22 protein-coding genes are annotated in these 25,324 nt (G+C 72.2%); 11 read left to right on the top strand and 11 right to left on the bottom strand.

The window, feature by feature from the left end:
* Positions 1–176: 176 nt before the first annotated feature.
* From ABIC52_RS13745 to ABIC52_RS13725, 5 genes are all read right to left on the bottom strand, one after another.
* Positions 177–1,085, bottom strand: a complete 909-nt coding sequence (locus tag ABIC52_RS13745; RefSeq protein ID WP_354027596.1) for a carbohydrate ABC transporter permease — start codon at positions 1,083–1,085, stop codon at positions 177–179.
* Entirely contained in the window at positions 1,082–2,041 is a 960-nt protein-coding gene (locus tag ABIC52_RS13740) for a carbohydrate ABC transporter permease (protein ID WP_238638069.1), read from the bottom strand. Before ABIC52_RS13740 ends, ABIC52_RS13745 begins: the two co-directional genes overlap by 4 nt.
* A 120-nt stretch (positions 2,042–2,161) precedes the next feature.
* Positions 2,162–3,475 (bottom strand): ABC transporter substrate-binding protein, encoded by a 1,314-nt coding sequence (locus ABIC52_RS13735; protein WP_209676042.1) that lies wholly within the window; start codon positions 3,473–3,475, stop codon positions 2,162–2,164.
* The gene (locus ABIC52_RS13730) at positions 3,472–4,713 is read right to left on the bottom strand and encodes a Gfo/Idh/MocA family protein (RefSeq protein WP_126890491.1); all 1,242 of its coding nucleotides are present in this window, start codon (positions 4,711–4,713) and stop codon (positions 3,472–3,474) included. Before ABIC52_RS13730 ends, ABIC52_RS13735 begins: the two co-directional genes overlap by 4 nt.
* A 203-nt stretch (positions 4,714–4,916) precedes the next feature.
* Positions 4,917–5,705 carry a DeoR/GlpR family DNA-binding transcription regulator gene (locus ABIC52_RS13725; protein WP_126890492.1) on the bottom strand — a complete coding sequence of 263 codons (789 nt, stop codon included), beginning with the start codon at positions 5,703–5,705 and terminating at the stop codon, positions 4,917–4,919.
* Between the two features lie 131 nt (positions 5,706–5,836).
* Between ABIC52_RS13725 and ABIC52_RS13720 the strand changes: the two genes are divergently transcribed.
* Together ABIC52_RS13720 and ABIC52_RS13715 are read left to right on the top strand one after the other, a co-directional pair.
* Positions 5,837–6,847 (top strand): ROK family protein, encoded by a 1,011-nt coding sequence (locus ABIC52_RS13720; protein ID WP_354027595.1) that lies wholly within the window; start codon positions 5,837–5,839, stop codon positions 6,845–6,847.
* Entirely contained in the window at positions 6,844–7,959 is a 1,116-nt protein-coding gene (locus ABIC52_RS13715; RefSeq protein WP_354027594.1) for an N-acetylglucosamine-6-phosphate deacetylase, read from the top strand. Before ABIC52_RS13720 ends, ABIC52_RS13715 begins: the two co-directional genes overlap by 4 nt.
* A 156-nt stretch (positions 7,960–8,115) precedes the next feature.
* Here the strand turns inward: ABIC52_RS13715 and ABIC52_RS13710 are convergent, their stop codons facing one another.
* Positions 8,116–9,165 (bottom strand): LacI family DNA-binding transcriptional regulator, encoded by a 1,050-nt coding sequence (locus tag ABIC52_RS13710; protein ID WP_354027593.1) that lies wholly within the window; start codon positions 9,163–9,165, stop codon positions 8,116–8,118.
* A 185-nt stretch (positions 9,166–9,350) separates the two neighbouring features.
* Here ABIC52_RS13710 and ABIC52_RS13705 point away from each other — a divergent pair, with 185 nt between their 5' ends.
* From ABIC52_RS13705 to ABIC52_RS13680, 6 genes are all read left to right on the top strand, one after another.
* Positions 9,351–10,601: a sugar ABC transporter substrate-binding protein gene (locus tag ABIC52_RS13705; RefSeq protein ID WP_126890497.1), complete on the top strand. Its 1,251-nt coding sequence runs from the start codon at positions 9,351–9,353 to the stop codon at positions 10,599–10,601.
* 59 nt (positions 10,602–10,660) lie between these two features.
* On the top strand, positions 10,661–11,632 hold the full coding sequence (locus tag ABIC52_RS13700) for a carbohydrate ABC transporter permease (RefSeq protein WP_126890498.1): 972 nt from the start codon (positions 10,661–10,663) through the stop codon (positions 11,630–11,632).
* Position 11,633: 1 nt separating this feature from the next.
* Entirely contained in the window at positions 11,634–12,524 is an 891-nt protein-coding gene (locus ABIC52_RS13695) for a carbohydrate ABC transporter permease (protein WP_126890499.1), read from the top strand.
* A 33-nt stretch (positions 12,525–12,557) separates the two neighbouring features.
* On the top strand, positions 12,558–14,462 hold the full coding sequence (locus ABIC52_RS13690; protein ID WP_354027592.1) for a glycoside hydrolase family 127 protein: 1,905 nt from the start codon (positions 12,558–12,560) through the stop codon (positions 14,460–14,462).
* Between the two features lie 114 nt (positions 14,463–14,576).
* Positions 14,577–14,798 (top strand): LacI family DNA-binding transcriptional regulator, encoded by a 222-nt coding sequence (locus ABIC52_RS13685; RefSeq protein WP_126890501.1) that lies wholly within the window; start codon positions 14,577–14,579, stop codon positions 14,796–14,798.
* 47 nt (positions 14,799–14,845) lie between these two features.
* Positions 14,846–16,606 carry a carbohydrate-binding protein gene (locus ABIC52_RS13680; protein WP_202976516.1) on the top strand — a complete coding sequence of 587 codons (1,761 nt, stop codon included), beginning with the start codon at positions 14,846–14,848 and terminating at the stop codon, positions 16,604–16,606.
* A gap of 24 nt (positions 16,607–16,630) precedes the next feature.
* Here the strand turns inward: ABIC52_RS13680 and ABIC52_RS13675 are convergent, their stop codons facing one another.
* The 4 genes from ABIC52_RS13675 to ABIC52_RS13660 all read right to left on the bottom strand — a co-directional run bounded on the left by ABIC52_RS13675 (position 16,631) and on the right by ABIC52_RS13660 (position 19,792).
* Positions 16,631–17,311: a hypothetical protein gene (locus ABIC52_RS13675; protein ID WP_126890502.1), complete on the bottom strand. Its 681-nt coding sequence runs from the start codon at positions 17,309–17,311 to the stop codon at positions 16,631–16,633.
* 2 nt (positions 17,312–17,313) lie between these two features.
* The gene (locus ABIC52_RS13670) at positions 17,314–18,033 is read right to left on the bottom strand and encodes an alpha/beta fold hydrolase (RefSeq protein ID WP_354027591.1); all 720 of its coding nucleotides are present in this window, start codon (positions 18,031–18,033) and stop codon (positions 17,314–17,316) included.
* Between the two features lie 68 nt (positions 18,034–18,101).
* The gene (locus tag ABIC52_RS13665) at positions 18,102–19,067 is read right to left on the bottom strand and encodes an alpha/beta hydrolase (RefSeq protein ID WP_126890504.1); all 966 of its coding nucleotides are present in this window, start codon (positions 19,065–19,067) and stop codon (positions 18,102–18,104) included.
* A complete protein-coding gene (locus ABIC52_RS13660; protein ID WP_126890505.1) occupies positions 19,064–19,792 on the bottom strand; it encodes an alpha/beta hydrolase in 729 nt (242 codons plus the stop codon). Before ABIC52_RS13660 ends, ABIC52_RS13665 begins: the two co-directional genes overlap by 4 nt.
* Positions 19,793–20,138: 346 nt before the next feature.
* Here ABIC52_RS13660 and ABIC52_RS13655 point away from each other — a divergent pair, with 346 nt between their 5' ends.
* Both ABIC52_RS13655 and ABIC52_RS13650 read left to right on the top strand, forming a co-directional pair.
* Entirely contained in the window at positions 20,139–21,101 is a 963-nt protein-coding gene (locus tag ABIC52_RS13655) for a helix-turn-helix domain-containing protein (protein WP_354027590.1), read from the top strand.
* A complete protein-coding gene (locus tag ABIC52_RS13650) occupies positions 21,041–23,773 on the top strand; it encodes a helix-turn-helix transcriptional regulator (protein WP_209824390.1) in 2,733 nt (910 codons plus the stop codon). The genes ABIC52_RS13655 and ABIC52_RS13650 overlap by 61 nt, the downstream gene beginning before the upstream one ends.
* Before the next feature lie 9 nt (positions 23,774–23,782).
* Here the strand turns inward: ABIC52_RS13650 and ABIC52_RS13645 are convergent, their stop codons facing one another.
* Entirely contained in the window at positions 23,783–24,202 is a 420-nt protein-coding gene (locus ABIC52_RS13645; RefSeq protein ID WP_354027589.1) for a BLUF domain-containing protein, read from the bottom strand.
* A 129-nt stretch (positions 24,203–24,331) separates the two neighbouring features.
* On the opposite strand from ABIC52_RS13645, the gene ABIC52_RS13640 reads away from it, so the two are divergent.
* The gene (locus tag ABIC52_RS13640) at positions 24,332–25,237 is read left to right on the top strand and encodes a carbohydrate kinase family protein (protein WP_354027588.1); all 906 of its coding nucleotides are present in this window, start codon (positions 24,332–24,334) and stop codon (positions 25,235–25,237) included.
* The last annotated feature ends 87 nt before the right edge of the window (positions 25,238–25,324 follow it).

Below are 25,324 nucleotides of genomic sequence, written 5' to 3'. Positions count from 1 at the left end.
CGGACGGGAGGCGCGGGTCCGGTCGGTGGCGAGCCTCCCGTCGTGCGTCCGGACGGTCGGGAGGCGCGTGTCGGCCCGGCACCGTCCCTCCCGTCCGGCGGTCCCACCGGGCACGACGAAGCGCCCCTCGGATCCCGAGGGGCGCTTCGTCGTCGTTCGGCCGTGTCAGCCACCGCTCACTTCAGGCCGGAGGACGCGAGCCCGTCGATCACCCGCCGCTGCAGCACGATGAACAGGACCAGCACCGGGGCCATCGCCATCAGGCTCGCCGCCATGAGCAGGGGGTAGTCGATCGTCCGGTCGCTGGACAGGGTCGCGAGCCCGGCGGCGAGCGGCATGTCCTCGGCGCGGGTGGAGACCACCAGCGGCCAGAGCAGCTCGTTCCACGACCACAGCACCGTCGTGATCGCGAGCACGCTGATCGACGGACGTGCGAGCGGCAGCATGATCCGCCAGAAGGTCTGGAACGGGTTCGCGCCGTCCATGCGCGCCGCCTCCTCGAGCTCGGCGGGCATGTTGAGGAAGGCGGTGCGCATGAGGAACGTGCCGAAGGCGCTGAACAGGCCGGGTGCGACGATGCCGGCCAGGGTGTCCAGCCACCCGAGGCCCTGCACGATCTGGTACTGCGAGATGAGGTAGACCTGCGACGGCACCAGCAGGATCGAGAGCACGATGCCGAGGATGACCGCGCGTCCGCGGAAGCGCATGCGGGCGAAGGCGTAGCCGGCGAGCGTGCACAGCACGATCTGCGCCAGGGTGCGGATCAGGGTCACCCAGATCGAGGTCGCGAGCTGGTCGAGGAAGGGGAGCCGCTCGAAGACCCGGGCGAAGTTGCCCCACTGCAGCTCGCCGGGCCAGAACGTCGGTGTCGGCGAGGTCACCTGCGCGTTCGTGGACAGCGCCATGATGATCTGCCAGAGGAACGGGAACGCCATGACGAACCCGCCGATGCCGAGCACCACGTGGATCCACCAGTGGCTGCCACCGCGGCGACCGGGCCGCGACGCGGCCTGTGCGCGGGTGCGACCCGCGGCCCTCGTGGCCGCCGCGACCTTGCTGCCGCGCGCGTCGATGATGCCGGTCATGACTGGACCCACTTCCGCTGGACCCGGAACTGCACGACGGTGATGATGCCGATGAGCACGAAGATCACCATCGCGATGGCAGCCGCGAAGCCCTTGTCGTTGTCGATGAACCCGGCGTTGTAGAAGTAGAAGACGAGGGACATCGTCTCCGGGATGACCGGGTTGGTGGAGCCGAGGATGGCGTAGAGCAGGTCGAACAGCTGGAAGCTCGAGATCGTGGTGACCACCAGCACGAAGAAGATGCTCGGCGTCAGCAACGGCACGGTGAGCGAGCGGAACTGACGCCAGCGGCTCGCACCGTCGAGCTCGGCCGCCTCGTACAGCTCGGGCGGGATGTCCTTCAGCCCAGCGCCGAGGATGATCATCGAGAACCCGAGCGACGACCACAGGCCGACGAGGGACACCGCGACGAGCGCGAAGCCCGGGGTGGAGATCCAGTACGGGCCGTCGATCCCGAAGCGGCCGAGGAACCAGTTCACGATGCCGAAGTCGCCGTTGAACATGATGCGCCAGACCAGGGCGATCGCGGCCGGCATCGCCACGTAGGGCAGGAAGAAGAGCACCCGGTAGAACTGTGCGAACCGCAGGCCCGGGGTGTTGAGCAGGCTCGCGAGCCAGACCGCGATCGGGATGCCGAGCAGGACGATCACCGTGTAGACGATCGTGTTGACGAGCGACTGGTACAGCTGCGGGTCGGTCAGCAGGCGGCCGTAGTTCGCGAGCCCGGTGAAGGTGGCGCCGCCGAAGACACCCCAGCTCGTGAACGAGTACCAGAAGGTCTGCAGGATCGGCCAGATGAAGAACGTGCCGACGCCGATCAGCAGCGGGAGCACGAACAACCACGGCCAGATGCCGTCGGTGCGGTGGGCACGGGTCGATCGCGGCCGATCGTCGTGCTGGGGTCGGGACGGCGGAGACGGCCGGGTCGCCGTCGTCTGCCGGGTGGTGGTCGTCATCGGGTCGCTCCTACGCCGGGGCGGGCGGATCAGGGGGTGCGGGTGTGGGTGCGGGGAGGTGGGTCCGGTGGGACGGACGACGCCGATCGACCGGGAGGACCCGGCCGATCGGCGTCACGGTCACTCCTTGGCGAGCGCGGCGTCCATCTCCTTCGCGAGCTCGGCCGTCACCTGGTCGACGGGTCGCGAGCCGTCGAAGGCGCTCGGCAGCAGGTTCGTCTCGAGGGTGTTCCACGCGGCGGTGTTCCTCGACACCGGCAGCGGCTTCGCGTAGTCGACCGCGTCGAGGAAGACCTGCAGGTCCGCGTCGGGCATCGTCTTCGTGAAGGCGTCCTGCGTGCCCTCGTAGGCCGGGATCACCGCGCCCATGTCACCCTGCTGCTGCTGGGCCGGCTTGCTCGCCAGGTACGCCTGCAGTGCCTGGGCGGCCGCCTTGTTCCCCGACCCCTCGGCGACGACGTTCGAGACGCCGTGGATGACGGTCGCCTGCTCCTTGCCCTTCGGCAGCGGGTAGACGACGACGTCCTGCTCCATGTCGGTTCCGATCAGCGCCGACCGGAACCAGCTGCCGCCCTGGTACATCGCGAGCTTGCCGGAGGTGAACCACTGGTCCGCCGTGGTGTCGGTCAACTGCTTGATCGTCGGCGAGGCGCCGGAGGCGATCAGGTCCGTCCAGAAGCGGATGCCCTCCTGAGCAGCCTTCGTGTCGTACTCCGACTTCCCGTCGTCGACGACGGACCCGCCGGCCTGGAAGATCGTGTCGTAGTAGGTGGTCTGTCCGTCCATGCCGCCGGCGGCGCCGTACGCGCCGTCGCCCTTGAGCTTCTGCGACAGCTCGGCGGCGGTGTCCTGGAAGTCCTGCCACGTCCAGTCCTTCGACGGCAGCGGCACGCCGGCCTTCTCGAACAGCGCCTTGTTCACCCAGACGCCGATCGTGTCGAAGTCCTTCGGGACGCCGTACTGCTTCCCGTCGTAGGTGTAGAGGTCGTCGAGCGCCTTCGAGTACTTCGACGGGTCGATCGCGCCCGACTCCACCGCTCCCGTGATGGGCGCGAGCTTGCCGTTGCCCGCGTAGAGCTGGAAGTTCGGACCGTTCATCCAGAACAGGTCGGGGAGCGTGTTGCTGGAACCCTGCGTCTGCAGCTTCGTGAAGTAGTTGGCGTACGGCGTGACGTCGACGTTGACCGTGATGTCGGGGTACTCCTCGTTGAAGCCCTTGATGTTCGCCTTGATCGCGTCGACCTGGTTCTGGTCCCACACGGCGTAGGTCAGGTCGGCCTTCGTGTCCTTCGCGACCGTGCCCGTCCCGGAGTCGGAGCCGGCGGAGGACGCGCTGCTGCACCCCGCGAGGAGGGCGACGGCGCTGACCGCGGCAGCGAGGCCGAGCAGGGCACGGCGGCGACCGCGGCCGTGACGGGGGGAGGGGAGGGTCATCGGGTGTTCCTTCCGGAGGGGTCGTCGTGGCCGGCTGCGGCCGCGAAGTGACGGATGGTGGCTTCGGGGAGGGGCGGCACGTCGAGCGGGACGGAGCCGTTGCGGAGCGAGCGGGTGGCGAGTGCGCCGGCGGCGACCGCCATGCGCGCCGCGATCGGGGACAGGGTCGTCGGCTCACCGAGCGCGACGGAGCGGAGGAACTCGGTCATGGTGAGGAGATCGGCGTCGGCGTGGCCGTCCTCGACGCCGTCGATCGGGTACTCCACGTCACCGGCGACGTCCCACCCACGGCGGTGGTTCCACACCTTGACGACGCCACCGCCGGTGTCCCCGATGTTCTCGAGTCGCCCGTGGGTGCCGATCACGGTGTAGTTCCGCCAGTAGTCGGGCGTGAAGTGGCACTGCTCGTAGCTCGCCTGCACGCCGTTGTCGAGCGTCATCATCACCATCGAGACGTCCTCGACGTCGACGACGGGGTTGAGCCCGGTCTGCTCGGCGGGCGGCCAGTTGTCGAACGAGAACCAGTCGGTCATGAGCTCGTCGCTGCGGTCCCGCCGGTCCGTGACGTCGCCGTACACCGAGAGCGACCCCATCCCGACGACCCGGCTGGTGTACGCACCGGCGAGGGCGTGCACGACGTCGAGGTCGTGGCTCGCCTTCTGCAGCAGGAGCGAGTTCACACGGCTGCGGTCGGCGTGCCAGTCCTTGAAGTAGTAGTCCCCGCCGTTGCCGACGAAGTGGCGGACCCACACCGCCTTGACCTCGCCGATCTCGCCGCGGGCGATGACCTCGCGCATGAGGCGGACGACGGCTGCGTGCCGGAAGTTGTGGCCGACGTACAGGGGCGTGCCGGTCTCGGCGGCGGTGTCCAGGACGGCGTCGGCGTCCTCCACGGTGATCGCCAGGGGCTTCTCGAGGTAGACGGCGATGCCGGCGCGGAGCAGGTCGGTCGCGATCTCGGCGTGGGTCCAGTCCGGGGTGGTGACGATCGCCGCGTCCACGAGGTTCGGTGCGCCGTCCGTGCCGATCAGGGCCCGGTGGTCGGCCACCACCTCGGCCTCGGGCCAGTGTGCGGCGGCACGGTCCCGCCCGGCGGGCGTCGTGTCGGCGGCGGCCGTGACCCGCGCGTCCACGCCGTCGGCGTCCAGGCCCGCGGCGGCCACGTGGTCGGCGATGGCTGCGCGCTGTCCGATGCCGACGACGCCGACCCGGAGCAGGCGTGTGCTCGTGGTGGTCATCTCGCTCCCTTGCGTGATTGTGACGGCAATGATGCCAAATCGATCATGAGTGCACAATAAGCACGCACGGCGCGATCACGGAAGCGTTCATCCGACGTTGTTACATGTCGGCAACGTCCGGCGGTCGACGCGCACGGCAGGGCTGTGGGGCGCCGTGGACGCATCCGAGCGGCCGCGCATCCGTGCGGTCCGGATCGGTCGGGTCAGCTCGCGACGACGAGCTCCACGCCGGCCGATGCCAGTTCCGCGGCGAACGGAGCAGGGACCGGCTGGTCCGTGACGAGCACGTCGATGCGCTCGAGCGGGCAGATGCGCGCGAAGGTGGCGCGCTCGATCTTCGTCGAGTCGGCGACCACCACGACCCGGCGGCCGACGGACGCGAAGTGCCTGCTGACCTCGGCCTCGCCCTCGTGCATGGTCGTCGCGCCGTACTGGCCGGTCAGACCGTCGACGCCGAGCACGACGACGTCCAGTGCGAAGCCGTCGAGCGTGTCCCGCACGGTCGGCCCGATGAGCTCGTAGGACTGCCGCCGCGCCACGCCGCCCGTGACCATGATCTTGACGTTGGCGCGGACGGACAGCTCGTACCCGATGTTCAGCGCGTTCGTGACGATGGTGATGCCGCACTCGCCGTCGGCGCGGAGGAAGCGCTCGCTCTTGCCGAGCTCCCGCGCGACCTCGGTCGTCGTCGTCCCGCCGTTCAGGCCGACCGTGTCGCCGGGCGAGACGAGCGCCGCGGTCGCCCGGGCGATGGCGGTCTTCGCCTCGGCCTGCCGTGCGATCTTGTACTGCAGCGGCAGCTCGTACCCGGCCCCCAGTGCTGCGGCCCCTCCGTGGGTGCGCGTGACGAGCCGCTGGTCCGCCAGTGTCGCGAGGTCGCGGCGTGCGGTCGCAGCGGAGATGCCGAGGGCCTCGCCGATCTCGGCGATCGAGACGTTCCCGCGGTCGCTCACGAGCTCGAGGAGCGCGTTGAGCCTCTGCTGCGGGGTCATGGCGTCATCCTACGGGCGAGCCTGCCGTGCGATGTGAGCGGAAATGATGCGCGTTGTTTGCACTGATCATGATCGGTCGGCAGGCTGACGGCGTCCGATCAGCGCTGGTCGGCGTGATCGGAGGGCCCGCGATGACCGCTGACGGCGCAGTGCTCGGGATCGACGTCGGGGGCACGAGCATCAAGGTGCGCCTGGTCGCCGACGACGGGCGGGTGCTCGAGGAGCAGCGCGTCCCGACCCCGCGCGACGACCTCCACGCCGTCGCACTGGCCGGACTCGTCGCGACGCTGGGGCAGCGGGCGCGGACGCTCGCACGGCAGCACGGGGCCGACCTCGGGGCGATCGGACTGGTCGTCCCCGGGGTCGTCGACGAGGACAGGGGCCGTTCGGTGCTCTCGGTGAACCTCGGCTGGCGGGACGTGCCGGTCCGGGCCCTGGTGGAGGGGGCCCTGCGTGCGGCAGGCGTCGACGCGGTCCCGCTCGCCGTCGGCCACGACGTCCGGGCCGGCGCGCTCGCCGAGGTCCACGCCGCCACCCCCGCAGCGACCCCGGGCGGTCCGCTCGCCACCGATCCTGCCACCGCGCTCGGTCGCGGCACCGTCGCGTTCGTCCCCGTCGGGACCGGTCTCGCGAGCGCCCTGGTCGTCGACGGCCGGGTCGTGTCGGGCGGTGGCTGGGCCGGGGAGATCGGCCAGGTGCGGATCCGGGACGGCGCGCACGCGGGCCTCCGGGTCGAGGAGGTCGCCTCGGCCGGCGCCGTCGCGCGTCGCAGCGGTTCCCCGAGTGCCCACGACGCGATGCTCCGGGTCCTCGACGGCGACGCGGTGGCCCGACGGGCGTGGGACGACTGCGTCGACGTGCTCGCCGACACCCTGGCCTGGCTGACGGCGGTCGCCGGCTGCCACACCCTGATCGTCGGCGGCGGCCTCGCCCAGTCCGGGCCGCTCCTCTTCGACCCACTGCGGGCCGCGGTGGCGGACCGGCTCACCGGGGTCAGGCTCCCCGAGCTGGTGGGCGCGCGCCACGGTGATGCGGCCGGCGCCATCGGTGCGGTGCTGCTCGCCCGCCGTGTGCTGGTCGCCCCGGCGCGGTCCGGCTCCGCGCGCGCCGGTTCGACGGACGCCGTGACGGTGACCGCGTGACGGCCCTCGTCCGCGCCCCACGCATCGTCACCGCCGAGGTCGACCTCCCGGACGCCTGGCTCGCGGTCGACGGTGACCGGGTCGCCGCGGTCGGCACCGGTCCGGCACCCGCGCACGACCACGTGACCGAGGTGACGGGCACCGTCCTGCCGGCCTTCGTCGACCTGCACGCGCACGGCGCACTCGGGCAGGACTTCGCCTCGTGCTCGGTCGACGAGGCCCGTGCAGCGGCCGCCCACCACGCCGCGCGGGGGACCGCCCACCTGGTGGCGTCGATCGCGACGGGCACCGTCCCCGACACGGTCGCGGCGCTGCACCGCCTCCGACCGCTCGTCGACGACGGCACGCTCGCCGGACTGCACCTCGAGGGACCCTGGCTCGCTCCCGCCCGCCGGGGTGCGCACGCCGTCGGGCTGCTGCACCCGCCGACCCCCGACGAGGTCGACCTGTTCGTGGACGCCGGCGGCGCAGCGCTCCGGATCGTCACCCTCGCACCCGAGCTCCCGGGCGCGCTCGACGCGGTCCGGCGGCTGGTCGCGTCGGGCATCGTCGTCGCGATCGGGCACTCCGACGCCGACGGCGACCAGGTCCGGGCGGCGGTGGACGCCGGCGCGACCCTCGTCACGCACCTGTTCAACGGGATGCCGCCGCTGCACCACCGTGCGCCAGGCCCGGTCGGCGTCGCGCTGTCGGACGAGCGGCTCACCGTGGAGTGCATCGTCGACGGCCACCACCTCGACCCCGTGACCGTCGACCTCGTGCGCGGAGCCGCGGGTGACCGCCTCGTGCTCGTCTCGGACGCCATGGCTGCGACCGGCTGTGCCGACGGCAGCTACCGGATCGCGGGCTCCGAGGTCGTCGTCGCCGACGGGGTCGCCCGGTTGGCGGACGGCTCGTCCCTGGCAGGGAGCACGATCACGGTGGCGGACGCCGTCGCGCGCTTCGTCGACGGTCGTCCGGACCAGCTGCCGACCGCCGTCCGCGCGTCGTCCGCACGAGCGGCGTCGCTGATCGGTCTGCGTCCGCCGCTCAGCGTCGGGGCGAGCGCCGACCTCGTGGTCGCCGGTCGCGACGGGCGCGTCGACCCGCTGCCGCTCGGCCCGACCGCCTGACCGAGGGCGGCAGCCTGCTCGGGCGATCCGTGCCGCGGAGCCGGCGCCGTCGGACGGGAGGCGCGGTGCGGGCCCGCCCCGTGCCTCCCGTCCGGATCAGCGGCGCGACGACGGGCCGCACGCCGCGCGCCGGTCACGGTGCCGGACGACCCCGGATCAGGCGCTGTCGGCTCCGGCGACGGTGGACCCCCGCACGACCAGCGACACCGGGTTCCGCACGCGCCCCCGCTGCACCTTGCCCTCGATGGTGTCGACGAGTGCTCCGGCGGCCAACCGCCCGAGCTGCTGCAGGTCCATGTCGACGCTGGTGAGCCGCGGTCGGGCGCCCTCGACCAGGATGTCCCAGTTGTCGAACCCGACGACGGCGACGTCCTCGGGGATCCGCCGCCCGGACTCCCGCACCGCGTCCATGACCCCGCGGGCGATGTGGTCGCTGCCGGCGACGATCGCGTCGAGGTCCGGGTGGCGTTCGAGCAGGCGCTCGGTGGCCCGACGCCCCCACGTCTCGTTCCACTCGCCGAACACGCGGCCCGGGCTGCCGACGAGCTCGAGCCCGTGCTCGTCGAGTGCCGTCGCGGCGCCGCGGAGACGATCCCGCGCGGCGGCGTAGGTGTCCTCGCCGTTGACGATCGCGATGCGCTGCCGACCGGTCGCCACCAGGTGGTCGACGGCGATCCACCCGGCGAGTTCGTTGTCCGGCTCGAAGGACAGGTCCTGCTCGTCGGTCGACGGGGCGTACACGTAGACGACCGGGACGTCGGGCTTCGCCTGGAGCGGTGGCCGCGGGTTCGTCGTCCGCCCCACGATGAGCACGCCGTCGACCCGTCGGGTGAGCAGGGACTGCAGCTGCAGCTGCTCGCGCATCGCGCTGTCGCGGGCGTCGGCGAGCAGGACGCTGAGCGAGCCGGCGCCGAAGGCGTCCTCGGCCCCGAGCAGGATCGGCAGCACGAAGCGGTTGTCGAGGTCGCTCGTGAGCATGCCGATGGTGTTGGTCGACGCGCGGTTCAGGGCGCGTGCGAACGGGTTCGGGGTGAAGGACAGGGCGGCGGCGGCGGCGAGCACGGCCTCGCGCGAGCGGGCGCTCACGTGCGCGCGACCGTTGAGTGCCTTCGATGCCGTGGCGACCGAGACGCCAGCGGCGCGGGCGACGTCGGCCAGTGTCACGGTCTCGACCGTCGTCGCGGTGCGGTGATCCTCGTCGTCCATCAGCCCCTCCGAAACCAGTTTACGAAAGTTCTTGACACTGCGGCAAGAGTGCTCGTACATTGCTCCCGAAACCGGTTTCGGTTCCGCTCGACGAAGAGTTCCTCTCCCACGGGGTGCCCTTGTCGGGACGGTCGCAGCCGGACCCGAACGGCGATCACGTCGCATTCAGAGAGGAACCCGTGATCATGCGCACCAAGACTGTTGTCCGCATCGGCGCGCTGGTGGCAGCAGCCAGCGTCGTCGCCGGTCTGACCGGATGTTCTGCCCAGTCCTCCGGCTCCGGTTCGTCGGACGCCGCGAAGGGCACCTACACCTTCTGGGACCCGTACCCCCAGTACGACGCCTCGTCGGCGTGGGGCAAGCTCGTCACCCAGTGCGGCAAGGACGCCGGCGTCACCGTCAAGCGGACCGGGTACGACACGTCGGACCTGACGAACAAGGCACTGCTCGCCGGGCAGCAGGGCAAGTCGCCCGACGTCCTGCTCGTCGACAACCCGGTCGTCTCGACGCTGGCGCAGGCCGGGATCGTCACCGACACCGCCACGAACGGCCTGAAGACCGGCGACATCGCGGAGAACATCCTCGGCGCCGGCGTCATCGACGGCAAGACCTACGGCGTCCCGATCGGCGCGAACACCCTGGCGCTCTACTACAACCCCAAGGTGCTCGAGGCCGCTGGCGTCGACCCCGCGTCCGTGAAGGACTGGGACTCGCTGACCGCGGCACTCGCCAAGGTGAAGGCGGCCGGGAAGAAGGGCATCACGTTCTCGGGCATCAACACCGAGGAGGGCTCGTTCCAGTTCCTGCCGTGGTTCTGGGGTGCCGATGCCGACCTGACCAAGCTCGACTCCGCCAAGGCGGAAGAAGCGCTGGACCTCTGGAAGGGCTGGATCGACGAGGGCTACGCGCCGAACTCGGTCATCCAGAACACCCAGACGACCAGCTGGCAGGAGTTCCAGTCGGGCGACTTCGCCTTCGGCGAGAACGGCACGTGGCAGAAGGACGCGGCCGAGGAGATGGGCGCCGGCGTCATCACCATCCCGGCGAAGGACGGCGGCGCCGCTCCGGTCCCGACCGGCGGCGAGTTCTTCACCATCCCGGTGCAGAAGGACGACGCCCGGTACGCGACGACGAAGAAGATCGTCGAGTGCCTGTCGTCCGGTGACGACGTGGTGAAGACCGACAACACGCTCAACTACATCGCTGCGTCGAAGGACCTCCAGCAGCAGCAGCTGTCCGGCAACGCCGACCTGAAGACCTGGGTCGAAGCCGTCGGTGCTGCCCGCGCTCGGACCGGGGACAACCTCGGCGTGAAGTACCCGGTGATCTCCGAGCAGCTCTGGACCGCGGTGCAGAAGGCCGAGTCCGGTTCGGCGTCGACGTCCGACGCCCTGCAGGCGGCCCAGCAGGCCGTCGACTCGAAGCTGCAGAAGTAGCCGCCGGCGACGTCCAACACCGACACCACCCGCACCACCGAACGGAAGCCGACACGACCATGACGACCGACACGACGTCACTGCGACCGTCGGCTGCGCGTCCCCGGGCCGAGGACACCGCCTCCTCGGCCCGGAGCCGCCGCGCGCACGCGCAGCGGAGAGCGCAGCTCACGGCCTGGGCGTTCCTCGCCCCGGTGGCCCTGTACCTCGTGCTCTTCTACGCGTACCCGCTCTGGAAGAACATCGAGCTGAGCCTCAAGCACTACACGGTGGCGTCCTTCGTCTCCGGCAACGCCCCCTTCGTCGGCCTGCAGAACTTCGTCGACGTGTTCTCGAACGCCACCTTCGGCCCGGCGATCTGGCACACCACGGTCTTCGTGCTCGTGTCGATCGTCGTGCAGTTCGCCCTCGGGCTGGCCCTCGCGGTGTTCTTCCACGACCACTTCCCGCTGTCGGGGCTGCTGCGCGCACTGTTCCTCGTGCCGTGGCTCCTGCCGCTGCTGGTGTCCGCCAGCACGTGGTCGTGGATGATGAACAGCGACTCGGGCATCGTGAACGCGTTCCTCGAGGCGGTCGGCATCGGGCAGATCAACTGGCTGACCTCGCCCGACTGGTCGCTCGTCGCGGTCCTGGTCGCGAACATCTGGATCGGCATCCCGTTCAACCTCGTGATCATGTACTCCGGCCTGCAGGGCATCCCGGGGGAGCTCTACGAGGCGGCGTCCCTGGACGGAGCGAACGGCTGGCAGCGCTTCTGGCGGATCACCTTCCCGCTGCTCCGCCCGGTCACCGCGATCACCCTGCTGCTCGGCTTCGTCTACACGCTCAAGGTCTTCGACATCATCTGGATCATGACGAAGGGCGGCCCCTCCGGCTCGTCCACCACGCTCGCCATCTGGTCCTACCAACTGGGCTTCGGATCGCTCCTGCCCGACTTCAGCTCCGCCGCGACCGTGGGCAACGTGCTCATCGTCATCGCCCTGGTCGTCGGCCTGGTCTACGCGCGCGTCCAGCGCCGCCTGGAGGTGTGAGATGGCCACCACGACCGTCACCCGAGCCGTCACGACCCGCACGACGAGCGGTCGCGGACGCACCACCGCGACACCGACCGCAGCGAAGCGCTGGTGGCGGACCGCACTCGGGATCGTCCTCACCGCCGTGATGCTGTTCCCCGTCTACTGGATGGTGAACGTCTCGCTGACCCGCGACCAGGACATGCGGAAGAGCCCGCCGAACCTGATCCCGATCGACGGGACCCTGCACGGCTACACCACGGTGCTCGGCCAGCAGCTGCCGTTCCTCGGCACGAGCCTGCTCGTCGGCCTCGGCACGGTGGTGCTCACGCTCGCGCTGTCCGCCCCGGCCGCGTACTCGCTCGCCAAGCTGGGCCCGCGCGGCGGCGGTGCGATGAGCTTCGTGCTCCTCATCGCACAGATGATCCCCGCGATCATCATGGCGATGGGCTTCTACACGATCTACGTGCAGCTCGGGATCCTCGACACGGTCTGGGGACTCATCCTCGCCGACTCGACGATCGCGGTGCCGTTCGGGGTCCTCATCTTCACGGCGTTCATGCGCGGCATCCCCGACGAGCTGCTCAACGCGGCCCGCATCGACGGCGCGAGCACGTGGCGCACGTTCACCGCGGTCGTCATGCCCGTCAGCCGCAACTCGGTGGTGACGGTCTCGCTCTTCAGCTTCCTGTGGGCGTGGTCGGACTTCCTGTTCGCCAACACGCTCGACGGCGGCGGGGACGCGAAGCCCATCACCCTCGGCATCTACGCCTACATCGGCAACAACAACCAGGAGTGGAACTCGATCATGGCCACCGCCGTGGTCGCGTCGATCCCCGCAGCGGTGCTCCTCGTCCTCGCCCAGCGCTACGTCGCCGCCGGTGTCACCGCCGGCGCCGTGAAGGACTGACGCACCCGTACCCGCACGTCCCAGGAGGACATCGTGACCATCACCCACACCACCGTCGCGGCCGGTCCGGTCGTGCCGTCGACCGGCGCGCTCCGCCCCCTGCCGCTCGGTGACCTGCGCCTGACCGGCGGCTACTGGGCCGACTGGCAGCAGCGCAACGCCGACACCGTGATCCGGCACTGCGAGACCTGGATGGAGCGCATCGGCTGGACCGGCAACTTCGACGCCGCCGCCACCGGGCAGCCGTTCGACCACGCCGGCATCGAGTTCGTCGACTCCGAGGTGTACAAGCTGCTCGAGGCCATGGCGTGGCAGCTCGGCGCGCAGCCCGACGACGACCTCGCCGAGCGGTACGACCGCCTGGTCGAGCGGGTCGCCGGGGCGCAGGACGCCGACGGGTACCTGCACACCGCCTTCGGTCGTCCGTGGCAGCGGCCCCGGTGGTCCGACATGGAGTGGGGCCACGAGCTCTACTCGATGGGGCACCTGCTGCAGGCTGCGGTCGCCCGGTTGCGCACCGCCGGTGGCGGGCAGCTCGTCGACGTGGCGGTCCGCCTCGCCGACCACCTCGTCGACGTGTTCGGGACGGGCGGACGGGAGGCGGTGTGCGGGCACCCGGAGATCGAGCCGGCCCTCGTGGAGCTCGGCCGGGCGACCGGCGACCACCGGTACGTCGAGCTGGCGCGGACGTTCGTCGAGCGACGCGGTCACGGTCTGCTCGCGCCGATCGAGTACGGCCAGGAGTACTTCCAGGACGACGTCCCCGTCCGGGACGCCGAGGTCCTGCGGGGGCACGCCGTCCGGGCGCTCTACCTGGCCGCGGGCGCGGTCGACGTCGCCGTCGAGACCGGCGACGCCGAGCTGCTCCGCGCGGTCGAGACCCAGTGGGCGAACACGGTCGCCAAGCGCACCTACCTGACCGGTGCGATGGGGGCGCACCACCAGGACGAGGCGTTCGGCGCCGACTTCGAGCTCCCGCCGGACCGCGAGTACGGCGAGACGTGCGCGGCGATCGCGTCGAACATGCTGTCGTGGCGCCTGCTGCTCGAGACCGGGGAGTCGAAGTACGCCGACCTGATCGAGCGGACGCTCTACAACGCGGTCATGGTCGCCCCGCGCGAGGACGGCCGGGCGTTCTTCTACGCCAACACGATGCACCAGCGGGTCGCGGGCACGGTGCCGCCCGAGGACGAGGTGAGCCGCCGCGCGCTGTCGAGCCTGCGTGCCCCGTGGTTCGAGGTGTCCTGCTGCCCGACGAACCTGTCCCGGACGCTCGCGAGCGTGCAGACCGTGTTCGCCACCGTCAGCGACGACGGCCTGCAGCTGCACCAGTACGGCGACTACGAGGTCGACACCGTGGTGGGCGACGGCGCCCGTGCGGCGTTCTCCGTGCGGTCGGGCTGGCCGCACGCCGGCCGGGTCGAGGTCGTCGCGACCGCCGACTCCGGCGGCCCGGTCGCCCTCCGCCTGCGGGTGCCGTCCTGGGCGTCCGGCACCACGCTCGACGTGGTGGACCAGGCGGTACCCGTGGGCGGCGACACCGTCACGGTACGGCGGGTGTTCACCGCCGGGGACCGCATCGTGCTCGACGTGCCGGTGCAGGCCCGCGTCACGGTCCCCGACCCCCGCATCGACGCCGTCCGCGGCACCGTCGCGATCGAGCGCGGTCCGCTGGTCTACGCCATCGAGTCCCTCGAGGCCGGGGCAGACGTGCGTGACGTCGTGGTGCCGGCCGGAGCCGAACCGGCCGACCACGGTGCGGACGACGTGCGTCTGCCCGTCCGGACGCGCTCGCTCCCGGAGCCCGACGGACTGCCCTACGGCGCCGGGCCGGACACGCTGTCGGTCGACGGCCCCCGCGAGGTGCGCCTGGTGCCGTACGCAACGTGGGGCAACCGCGGTCCGTCCACGATGCGGGTCTTCCTGCCCGTCGGGTAGGCGAGCCGCGGACGGGAGCCGCACCGCGCCTCCCGTCCGCCCCGCACCAGCGCGACCAGCGCGACCAGCGCAGCGCGACGCGGTCCGGCCGGATCGGCCACGAGAGGAGGAGCGATGGCGCTCGACGGCTCCGAGAAGCCGACGATCTACGACGTGGCGCTCGTCGCCGGGGTGTCCCACCAGACCGTGTCCCGCGTCCTGAACTGCCCGGAGACGGTGCGACCGGTGAACCGGCACCGCGTCCTCGCGGTCATCGCCTACCTGGGCTACGAGCGGAACACCGAGGCGGAACGCCTCGGTCGGCTCCACAAACACGCCGCGGGCACCGCGGAGTGACCACACCACCGCTCCGGGACCACCCGGAGCGCCACGAGGAGGAAGCAATGACGCATCTTCGCCCACCAGTCCGGACCGAGCAGCCTCGGAGCCGACCGCGCCGGACCGCAGCGGTCCTCGCCGCGGTCGTCGCCGGGACCGCGGTCCTCGGCTTCGGCGCCCCCGCCTTCGCCGCCGGCAACACCCTCACGGTGAACGTCGGCACCACCGTCCGCCCGGTCACGCACGTCGCCGCCGGCGGGTTGTACGGCGTCGACACCGGCAGCACGCCACCGCTCAGCCAGCTCTACCCGCTGCACGTCAACACCTTCACCCAACCGCCGCCCGGTACCCAGCAGCTCGGCAACGGCGCGACCAGCCCCTGCTGCGACGGCCTGCAGGTCGCGGACAAGATCACCGCCGCCGGCGGGCAGCAGTACCTCCGGCTCCCCGACATCTTCAGCACCTTCCCGTACAACTGGGTCAGCTGGCCCGACTGGGAGTCGAAGATCCGGACGATGATCACCGCGAGGGTGAACGCGACGAACACCACGAACATCGCCGGGTACGAGATCTGGAACGAGCCCGACGCCAACTGGGCCGAGAGCACGAAGAACGACCCGAACGCCGGCACGTACCTGAACGCATGGACGCGGACGTACCGGGACATCCGCGCGATCGACACCCTGACGCCGATCATCGGACCCGGCGCCAGCGCGTACAGCCACGACTTCATGGTCGGGTTCATGACGAACGCGAAGAACACGAACACGCTGCCGTCGGTCGCGGTCTGGCACGAGCTCGGGGACTTCAGCTACCAGGACGTGCAGGCACACGTCGCCGACTTCCGCGGCATCGAGGACTCCCTCGGGCTGCCGCACATCCCGATCTCGATCAACGAGTACGCCTCGCCGGGCCAGGTCGACCAGCCGAGCATCGGCGTGCACTACATGGCCGCGTTCGAGCGGGCGGGCATCCACGACGCCGAGCGCGCGTACTGGTACGAGGCCGGGACGATGGACGGGCTGCTGTACGACAACCAGCCCACCGCGTCCTACTGGGCCTACAAGTGGTACGGCGACCAGTCGGGCAACGTCGTCCAGACCGTGCCGCAGTCCTACCTCGACGGCGTCGCCTCGTACGACGCCAGCCGCAAGCAGGTGAACGTCGTCTTCGGCGGTGACAGCGGCACGAACACCGTCCGGGTGAACGGGCTCGCCGGCCTCGGCAGCCAGGTCTCGGTGCAGCTCTCGTCGACGAACACCACGGGCCGGAAGACGAACCAGGCCGCCCCGAACCTCGTCTCGACCACGACCTACAGCGTCGTCAACGGTTCGATCAGCGTCCCGGTGTCGAACATGGACGCGGTCGCCGCCTACCAGCTGCTGATCACGCCGACGACCGGTGTACCCACCTACCAGCAGACGTACGAGGCGGAGAACGCGACCGTCGTCAACGCCAGCCGCCTGTCCTCGTCCACCGCCTCGAACGGCGGCTACGTCGGCCGCATCGACAACTCCGGTGACGTCCGGACCGACAGCTTCGTGGACTTCCTCGTCGACGTGCCGACCGCGAGGTCGTACACGATGACGGTCAAGTACGCGAACGGGACCGGTACGACCGCCACGCAGGGGCTCGCCTACAACGGGGGCGCGTTCTCGACGGTGAGCTACCCGCCGACCACGTCCGGCTGGGGCAACCCCACCGGCAGCGTCGACGTCACGGTGCAGCTGAAGGCCGGGTACAACGTGATCCGACTCGCGAAGGGCTCGCCGAACTTCGGCGGCGGGACCGGGTACGCCGAACTCGACAGCATCCGCCTGCAGTAGACGCCACCCAGCGGACGGGCTCGCTCACCACGGGGCGGGCCCGTCCTCGGCCGACGCGGCCCGCGCCGCCCGCACGATCGCCGGCAGCTGTGCGTACCGCCGCTCCTGGAACAGCCCGTGCAGCACCAGCAGCACCACCACCACGACGACGCCCCCGGTCACCGCGAGCGGCGTCGTCGTCACATGTGACAGCAGCGCCACGACCCCGGCGCCGGCGACGACCGAGTTCACGGCGCCGATCGCCGACGACAGCGTCGAGAACACCCGCCGCCACGACGCGGTGCCACCGATGTCGAGCATCTCGTTCGGTGCGTGCCCGCGGGTCGGCATCGGGAAGTACCGCGCGCCTCCCGGCAGGATCGTCCGGTAGTACCGACGGATCTGCTGCAGGGCGGCGAGCGCCGCGACGTCCTCGAGGGACGTCTCGACCAGCCGTACGTACGTGAACACGCCGAGCAGGAACACCATGGGCAGGACCGCGGCGAGGAACACGACGGCGAACGCGGTGTCCGCGAGGAAGCCGAAGGCGACCAGGCTGCTCGACAGGGTCGTCAGGTAGATCGATGCCCGCGTCCCGGACTCCGACACCGTCGCGTTCCGCGCCGACTCGAGGATGAACTGCTCCGTCAACAGGGCGCTGAAGAAGGCGCTCGGCCGGTCGGGCAGGTGGTCGGCGGACTCGCGCGCGTCGGGCAGGTCCTCCACGGTCAGGAGTCGTGCCGGACCGCGGCGAGCACCGCGGCGGCGACGGCGTCGGGCTGCGAGACGGCGATCGCGTGCGATGCGCCGGCCAGTTCGGTCGCCTCGACGAACGCGGCGCGCTCCGCCATCCACCGGTGTGCGGCGACCGGGATGTTCCGGTCGTCCTCCCCGAAGACGCTCCACGCGGGCAGGGACGACCAGGCCGCACGGGAGGCTCCGAGCGGCTCCCCGAGGGCGGCCTCCGTCACGGGACGCTGCGCGATCGCCATGGCGGCTGCCTCGGGTTCGCCCACGTCGTGCGCGAACTGGTGGCGGAAGCGCGTCGGGTCGATGCGGAACTCGACACCGCCGTCGGTCAGCGGCGTCGGCAGCAGGGTCTCGCCGAGCGTGCTCCCCGGGAATCGGCCGGCGAGGTCGCCGGCGCTCTCGCCGGGCGCGGGGACGAAGGCGCCGACGTAGACGAGGGCGGTGACGGCGTCGAGGTCGGCTGCTGCCTCGGTCGCGACCATGCCGCCGTAGGAGTGGCCGACGAGGACGACGGGGCGGTCCAGGGAGCGGACGAGGTCCTGCAGCGCGCGGGCGTCGGCGCGGACACTGCGCAGGGGGTTGGCGAACGCGACGACGTCGACGTCCTCGGCGGTGAGCTGCGCGGCGACCGCGTTCCAGCTCGAGGAGTCGGCGAACGCGCCGTGGATCAGGACGGCGGTGGGCGTGGTTGCGGGCATCGGTGGCCTCTCGGTGTCGGGTGGTCGGTGCGGGGCGACCGACGGGCGGCCGGTCGCCCCGCACCCGGTCAGTGCTGCAGTGCTGCGGACAGGTGTGCGACCGCCTGGGCGACCGCGGCCCGGGCCTGCGGGGTGTCGTGCATGCTGTTCACCATCACGAAGTCGTGGATGATGCCGCCGTACCGGACGGCGGTGACCTCGACGCCGGCGCGACGGAGCTTCGCGGCGAACGCCTCGCCCTCGTCACGGAGCACGTCCGCCTCGCCCGTGATCACGAGGGTGGGCGGGAACGAGGCGAGCTGTTCCTCGGTCGCGCGGAGCGGGGACGCGGTGATCTGCGCCCGGTCCTCCTCGCTCGTCGTGTACTGGTCCCAGAACCAGCGCATGCCGTCGCGGGCCAGGAAGTACCCCTCGGCGAACTCCTCGTAGGACGGGGTGTCGAAGGAGGCGTCGGTCACCGGGTAGAACAGGACCGCCCCGCGGAAGGACACGTCCCCGCGCTCGGCTGCCATGAGGTTCAGCGCGATGGCCATGTTGCCGCCGACCGAGTCGCCGGCGATCGCCACGGTGCTGCCGTCCAGGTCGTGCTCGGCGCCGTGCTGGACGACCCACTGCGCGACCGCGTACGACTGCTCGTTCTGCACCGGGTAGCGGTGCTCCGGGGCGCGGTCGTACTCGGGGAAGACGACGGCGGCACCGGTGCCCACCGCGAGGTCGCGGACCAGGCGATCGTGGGTGTGGGCGTCACCGAAGACCCAGCCGGCACCGTGCGTGTAGAGCACGACGGGCAGGACGCCGGTGGCGCCCTTCGGCCGGACGACACGGGCGCGGACGGAGCCGGTCGGACCGCCCTCGACGGTGACCCACTCCTCGTCGACCTCGGGCTTCCAGATCTCCGAGTCCTGCACGCCGTCGACGGCGGCGCGGCCGTCCTCCGGGCTGAGCTGGTAGAGGAACGGCGGGTTCGCGGTCGCCTCGGCGAAGGCCTGGGCGGCGGGTTCGAGGGCGATGCCCCTGGGGTTCGCGGTGGTCACGACTGGTCCTTCCGGTCGAGTTCGGTGACGGCGTCGGTGATGAACGCGACGACGTCCTGGGGGTGGGAGAGCATGACGAGGTGCGGGGCGTCCAGCTCGACGACGGCGCGGAAGCCGCCGCGCTGGTACCCGAACCGCTCCACGTCCGGGTTGATCGTGCGGTCGGCGGCGGAGACGATGCCCCACGCCGGCGTGGTCCTCCACGCGGCGACCGGTGCCTGCTCGCCGAAGGCCAGGGCGGCCAGTGGGCGCTGCGAGACGGCGAGCACCTCGGTCGTCGTCCGGTCGATCCCGGCGGCGAAGACGTCCGGGAACGCGTCGACGGCGACGGACACGTCGGTGCCGTCCTCGCCACCCGGCACCGGGAACGGCGTGTACACGAGGTTCGCGGCGAGGTCGGAGTCCGGGAAACCGCCCTGCAGGGCGCCGAGGCTCTCGCCCTCGTCGAGCGCGTACCCGGCGAGGTACACGAGCCCGACGACGTTCTCGGCGGCGCCGGCGACGGTGATGACCGCGCCGCCGTACGAGTGGCCGACGAGCACGACCGGGCCGTCGATCCCCTCGACGATCGAGCGGACGTGGGCGGAGTCCCCGAGCAGGCTGCGGTTCGGGACCGCGGGCACGACGACGCGGTGCCCCTGGTCGAGCAGTGCCCGGGTGACGGGAGTGAAGCTCGCCGAGTCGGCGAACGCTCCGTGGACGAGCACGATGGTGGGTGCTGACACCGTCGCTCCTCTCTGGATCGGATGGTGGAGGTGGGACGGCCACACGCTAGGGCGGGTCGACGGTGCCTGTCGTGGCCCCGCCCCGGTCAGCTCGACGAGCATCCGTCCGCACGCGAGCGGGCTCCGCGGCGTCTCCGGGCGGGAGGCACCGCTCCGGTCGTCGACGGGTCCTGCGGACCCACGGGCACCGACCGCTGCGGAGGGGGAGCGTGACGGTGGCCCCACGGCGGCCAGCTCCGGCACCCGGTCGCACCGACCTAGGTACGTCGGCCCACCGGATTAGGTCGTCGACGGGTGGCGGCGGCGGGGCCGCCGACCCTACCGTCGAGACGGGAAGGGGGACGCTTTGGACGACCTGACGACCGATCTCGGGGCCTACCTCCGCGCTCGCCGCGACCGGCTCCGGCCGCAGGACCACGGGTTCGAGACCGGACGTGGCCGCCGGGTCCGGGGACTGCGCAGGCAGGAGGTCGCCGAGCTCGCCGGGATCAGCGCCGACTACTACCTCCGGCTGGAGCAGGGCAAGGACCGTCGCCCCTCGGCGCAGGTCCTCGCGTCGCTCGCGCGCACGTTCGGGCTCGATGCCGACGGCCGTGAGCACCTCTTCCGCCTCGCCGGGCAGGTGGGCCCGCGGCCTCGCACGGCCGTGTCGCCGTCGTCGGGGACGGACGGCCAGGGCGGCGACCCGGGCGCGATCCGGGGCGGGGCGGTCGACCTGACCTCGATGCTCTCCTCGTGGTCGACCATCCCGGCCTACGTGGTCGACCGGCACCACGACCTGGTCGCCGCCAACGACCTGGGGCGGATGCTGCTGCCCGCCGGGTGTGCACCCGGGGCGAACGTGCTCGAGGAGGTCGTCCGCCGGGCCGACCGCGAGACGGACGAGCGACACCGTGCCGCCTGGGACCGGACCGTCGCGGACATGACCGCGGCGCTGCGGTTCCACGCGGAGCCGGGAGCGCCGCGGCTCGACGAGCTCGTGGAGCGCCTCGCATCGCGGTCGCGCACCTTCCGGCGGGTGTGGGAAGACCACGAGGCGCGACCGCTGCGCGAGGGCTGGGCACCGGTCGAGGTCGAGCCCTTCGGGTGCGTGACCTTCCGGTGGCAGACCCTCGAGGTGTCGGGCGGGGAGCACTTCCTGTCGTCGTTCTCGGGCCCTCCAGGCAGCGCTGCAGCGGCCACCGTCGAGTACCTCCGGGCCCGCCACCAGGTGGAGGTGCGGCTGCGGGAGGATGCCATACTCGACGCGTGGAGGAGCGTTCCGGTGTGGTCGGGCGGGACGGAGAGCTCGCGCGTCTGGGTTCCCTGATCGACCGGATCGGGTCCGAGGGGTCGGCCGTCGTCGTGGACGGTGACGCCGGGGTCGGCAAGACCACCCTCGTCGACGCCGTGGCCGAGTACGCCCGGGGTCGCGGCGTGCGGGTCCTGCGCACCGCTGGTTCGACAGCGGAGTCCGGCGAGCAGTACGCCGCGCTGCAGCTCCTGCTCCACCCGCTCCGTGCCGGCATCGACGTCCTGCCACCGCCCCAGCGCACAGCGCTCGCGGTCGCCTTCCGGTCGGCGGAGGGCGAGCAGCCGTCGCCGCTGCTCGCCGGCCTCGCGGCGCTCACGGTCGTGTCCGACGCGGCCGCCGTCACCCCGCTCCTGCTCGTCGTCGAGGACGTGCACTGGATCGACACCGAGTCGCGGTGGGCGCTCCGGATGCTCGCCCGGCGCATCGGGCAGGACCCCGTCGTGGTGCTCATGACCACGCGCGAGCGGCGCACCGACGACGACGCGGGCCTCGAGCGGATGCACCTCGGCCCGCTGTCGGCCGCGGACGCCGACGCACTCCTCGACGCGCTGCCACGGCCACCCCTCGGCGCGGCCCGCCGAGCACTCCACGAACTCGCGCAGGGCAACCCCCTCGCCCTCGTGGAGCTCACCGGCAGGGGCCCGGACCCGGTCGAGGACGGCGCGGTCACGCGACGTCTCGAGACGGCGTTCGCGGAGCGGTTCGCCGACCTGGACCAACCGACCCGACTCGCGGTGCTCGCCATCGCCCTGGGCGGGACCGCCACGGCGGAGGACGCGGGCCGCTTCGTCGACCGTGCCCTCGGCCGCTACCCCGACCCGTCGTGGATCGACCGGGCGGTCGCCGCGTCCCTGCTCGTCTGGTCGGACCGGAGCGGGCTGCGGTTCCGGCACCCGCTCGTGCAGACCGCCGTCACGAAGATCAGCCGACCGTCCGAGCGGGCGGCCGTCCTCCGCGCCCTCGTGCAGGAGCACGCGTCCGACCCGGTGCGGACGCTGTGGTGGCGGTCCGAACTGGCGACCGGTCCGGATGCCGAGCTCGCGGCCGAGCTCGCCGCGCACGCCAGGTCGGCGCTCGCGACCGGTGACCCGGTGGCCGCTGCCCGGGCGTCGGATCGCGCTGCGGAGCTCACCGACCCCGGGCCGCTCCGCGTCGAGCGCCTCCTCGACGCCGCGGACCACGCGGGGCTCGCGGGCCGGACCGCGGACGCCACGCTGCTCGTCCAGCGCGCCGCGACGGAGACGACCGACCCGGTGCTGGCCGCCCGCGCCGCCTGGGTCCGCGAGACGCTCCCCACCGGTCGGACGGCGCTCGCCCGCGGTGACCTGTCCCCGGCACTCGCCGCCGTCCGGGCACTGCAGGAGCACGGCGCGGTCGACCTCGCGACCGGTGCGCTGCTGCACCTGGCGTCCATCGCGTGGGACCACAACCGGGTGGCGGTGCCCGGGGCCCCGATGCTCGAGGCCGTGCACGCGCTGGCACTGCCGGACGACGACCCGCGGGGGATCCTGCTCGCCGCGGTCACCGAGCCACTGGTGCGGGGGGACGAGGTCGTCGAACGCGTGCTCGCACGCGGACCGGTCGACCCGGACGACCCGGAGCAGGCGTGGTGGTCGGGCTACGCCCTGAACATCGCGGGCGAGTTCGTGGAGGCGCGGGAGCGGCTCGAGGTCGCCGTGGCGGGTCTGCGCGCGAGCGGTGACATCCGCGTCCTGCCCCAGGCGTTGCTCGGTGCGTCGATGAGCAACTTCCAGGCCGGTCGGCTGGAGCGGGCCCGGACCCTGGCCGAGGAAGCCGTCGTGCTCGGCCGCGACCTCGGCGACGCCGGCTTCGCGACGGCGGCGCGGGCGTGCGTCGCCTGGTTCGACGGCATCGACGGAACGGCGCCCGACCGCGAGGCGATCACGGCCGGGTCCGCGGCGGGCGCGCACGTGCTGCAGTCCAGCGTGATGCGGGCGAACCTGCAGGGCGCGACCGCGGCGGCCGCGCTGCTCGACGGACGGGCCCGCGACGCCCGGGAGGCCCTGCGCCCGCTCCTCGACGTCGACGGCGACGCGTACAACCCGAACTTCGCGGTCCTCACGACGCAGGACTACGTCGACGCGGCCGTCGCCACCGACGCCCGCGACCTGGTGGAGCTCCACGCCGCACGGCTGGCCGGGCTCCACGAGACGTGGCACGGTCCGATCCTCGTGTCGGCGCTCGGCTACACGGAGACCGCCCTGGCGCTCGCGGCCGATCCGGGGCGGGCCGTGCAAGGACTCCGGGACCGGCCGCTCCCCATGCCCTACGTGCAGGCGCGGGCGCTCCTGCACGCCGGCGACCACCTCCGTCGGGTCGGGCTGGCCCCGGAGAGCCGGCCCGTCCTGCACGAGGCACTCGCGCTGTTCGAACGCCTGCCCGCTCCGGCGTGGGCGCGGCGGACACGCGAGGTGCTGCGTGCGGCCGGTGAGCGCCTGCCGGACGCTCCACCGTCGCGAACGACCGTGCTCACGCCGCAGGAGCTGCGGATCTGCACGCTCGCGAACACCGGGCTGACCAACCGCGCGATCGCGCAGCAGCTCTTCCTGTCACCCCGGACGGTCGGGGCCCACCTGTACTCGGCCTACCGGAAGCTCGGCATCGGCGGCCGGGCGCAGCTCGGAGCGGTCCTCGACCCCGCGGCCGAGGGGCCCGGCACGGCCTGACCCCGGGCGTCAGCGGGTCGCGGGACGGAACCAGCGGATGAGTTCGCGGAGCGCCGGCAGGGCGCTGATCGGCGTGCCGTCGGCGGCGTCGAGGTCGTCGAAGGTCGTCCGGTACCCGGGTGCCTGCTCGACGTCGGTGTCCTCGGCCGGGTACCCCATCGTCCACTCCGGGAACTGCCGCTCCTCGATGAGCTCCTCGGTGAGCACCGCCACCTTGGTGTGCCGGTCGTCGTGCTTGATCGTCGCCATCTTGGTGCGCACGGCCTGGTCCGGCCCCTCGAGCAGCTGCAGGAAGTAGCCGTTCCGGAAGAGCAGCACGCCGGTGATGTCGTTCTCCGCGTTCGCCCGTCGGCTCTGCGCGAGCAGGGCGGCGAGGTCGTCGTCGCCGAGCGGTCGGGTGGCGACGCTCGAGTAGATGAGGGACAGCATCGGGTCTCCTTGGTGGGGGTCGTGCCGGGTCCGTCAGTCAACTCCGCCGCACCCGTGCGTCCGCAGGCCACCGGGGGACGACCGGACAGTGCGCCGTCGCACGGGCGCCGGGTCTGCCACCCTGGACCCGTGGACACCGTCATCGTCATCGGAGAAGCCCTGGTCGACGTGGTCGACCGCCCCGAGGGTCGCGTCGAGCACCCGGGCGGCAGCCCGATGAACGTCGCCGTCGGACTCGCCCGGCTCGGCCGGTCGGCACGACTCGTCTGCGCGCTGGGCGACGACGACCGCGGCGCCTCGATCCGGGCGCACGTCGGCGCGAGCGACGTCGAGGTCGACGCGACGCCGATCGAGCGGACCTCCACCGCGGTCGCGACGATCGGCGACGACGGCGGCGCGTCCTACGAGTTCGACCTCGACTGGCGGCTCGACCCGGTGCACGTGCCGGACGGGACGCCGCTCGTGCACGTCGGCTCCATCGGTGCCGTCCTCGAACCCGGGGCACGCGCCGTGCTCGAGGCACTGCGGATCCGCCCGACCGACGCGCTCGTCTCCGTCGACCCCAACGTCCGGCCGTCGATCACGCCCGACCGGGACGCCGTGCTCGCCACGCTCGAACCGCTGTTCGCCGAGGCCGACGTGGTCAAGCTCAGCGACGAGGACGCCGCGTGGCTCTGGCCGGACCGCAGCGTGGACCAGGTCCTCGACGGCCTGCTGGCGTCCGGGACGGCGCTCGCCGCGGTGACGCTCGGCGGTTCGGGGTGCGCGATCGCGTCCGCTCGTGCACGCACCACGATGCCGGCGCCGCGTGTCGAGGTCGCGGACACGATCGGCGCGGGCGACTCGTTCATGGCGGGGCTGCTCGCCGGCGTGCTCGCCCGGGGATCGGCTCCGACCGGACTCGACGCGGACGAGCTCGGCCGTCTGGCGTCGCTCGCGTTGGCCTGTGCCGCGGTGACGGTGGCCCGGCCGGGCGCGGACCCGCCCGCCCGGGCGGAGCTCCCCGCGGTCGCCGCCGGGGTCCTGGGGGACTGACCGCTCGTCGCCCGGCCCGGTGGACCAGGCGACCGCACGACGGACGGGAGGGACGGTGCCAGCTGGCACCGTCCCTCCCGTCCGGAC

Origin of the sequence: Curtobacterium oceanosedimentum, assembly GCF_040545555.1 — a bacterium.
GTDB lineage: Bacteria > Actinomycetota > Actinomycetes > Actinomycetales > Microbacteriaceae > Curtobacterium.
The sequence above is the reverse complement of the archived record's forward strand: the minus strand, read 5'-3'. Positions and strand labels throughout refer to the sequence as shown.

Coding starts and splice junctions, on each gene's coding strand:
- ABIC52_RS13680 (WP_202976516.1), top strand. CDS start 14,846: ATGACGCATCTTCGCCCACCAGTCCGGACCGAGCAGCCTCGGAGCCGA.
- ABIC52_RS13710 (WP_354027593.1), bottom strand. CDS start 9,165: ATGGACGACGAGGATCACCGCACCGCGACGACGGTCGAGACCGTGACA.
- ABIC52_RS13705 (WP_126890497.1), top strand. CDS start 9,351: ATGCGCACCAAGACTGTTGTCCGCATCGGCGCGCTGGTGGCAGCAGCC.
- ABIC52_RS13745 (WP_354027596.1), bottom strand. CDS start 1,085: ATGACCGGCATCATCGACGCGCGCGGCAGCAAGGTCGCGGCGGCCACG.
- ABIC52_RS13695 (WP_126890499.1), top strand. CDS start 11,634: ATGGCCACCACGACCGTCACCCGAGCCGTCACGACCCGCACGACGAGC.
- ABIC52_RS13720 (WP_354027595.1), top strand. CDS start 5,837: ATGACCGCTGACGGCGCAGTGCTCGGGATCGACGTCGGGGGCACGAGC.
- ABIC52_RS13740 (WP_238638069.1), bottom strand. CDS start 2,041: ATGACGACCACCACCCGGCAGACGACGGCGACCCGGCCGTCTCCGCCG.
- ABIC52_RS13685 (WP_126890501.1), top strand. CDS start 14,577: ATGGCGCTCGACGGCTCCGAGAAGCCGACGATCTACGACGTGGCGCTC.
- ABIC52_RS13645 (WP_354027589.1), bottom strand. CDS start 24,202: ATGCTGTCCCTCATCTACTCGAGCGTCGCCACCCGACCGCTCGGCGAC.
- ABIC52_RS13735 (WP_209676042.1), bottom strand. CDS start 3,475: ATGACCCTCCCCTCCCCCCGTCACGGCCGCGGTCGCCGCCGTGCCCTG.
- ABIC52_RS13670 (WP_354027591.1), bottom strand. CDS start 18,033: ATGCCCGCAACCACGCCCACCGCCGTCCTGATCCACGGCGCGTTCGCC.
- ABIC52_RS13725 (WP_126890492.1), bottom strand. CDS start 5,705: ATGACCCCGCAGCAGAGGCTCAACGCGCTCCTCGAGCTCGTGAGCGAC.
- ABIC52_RS13730 (WP_126890491.1), bottom strand. CDS start 4,713: ATGACCACCACGAGCACACGCCTGCTCCGGGTCGGCGTCGTCGGCATC.
- ABIC52_RS13700 (WP_126890498.1), top strand. CDS start 10,661: ATGACGACCGACACGACGTCACTGCGACCGTCGGCTGCGCGTCCCCGG.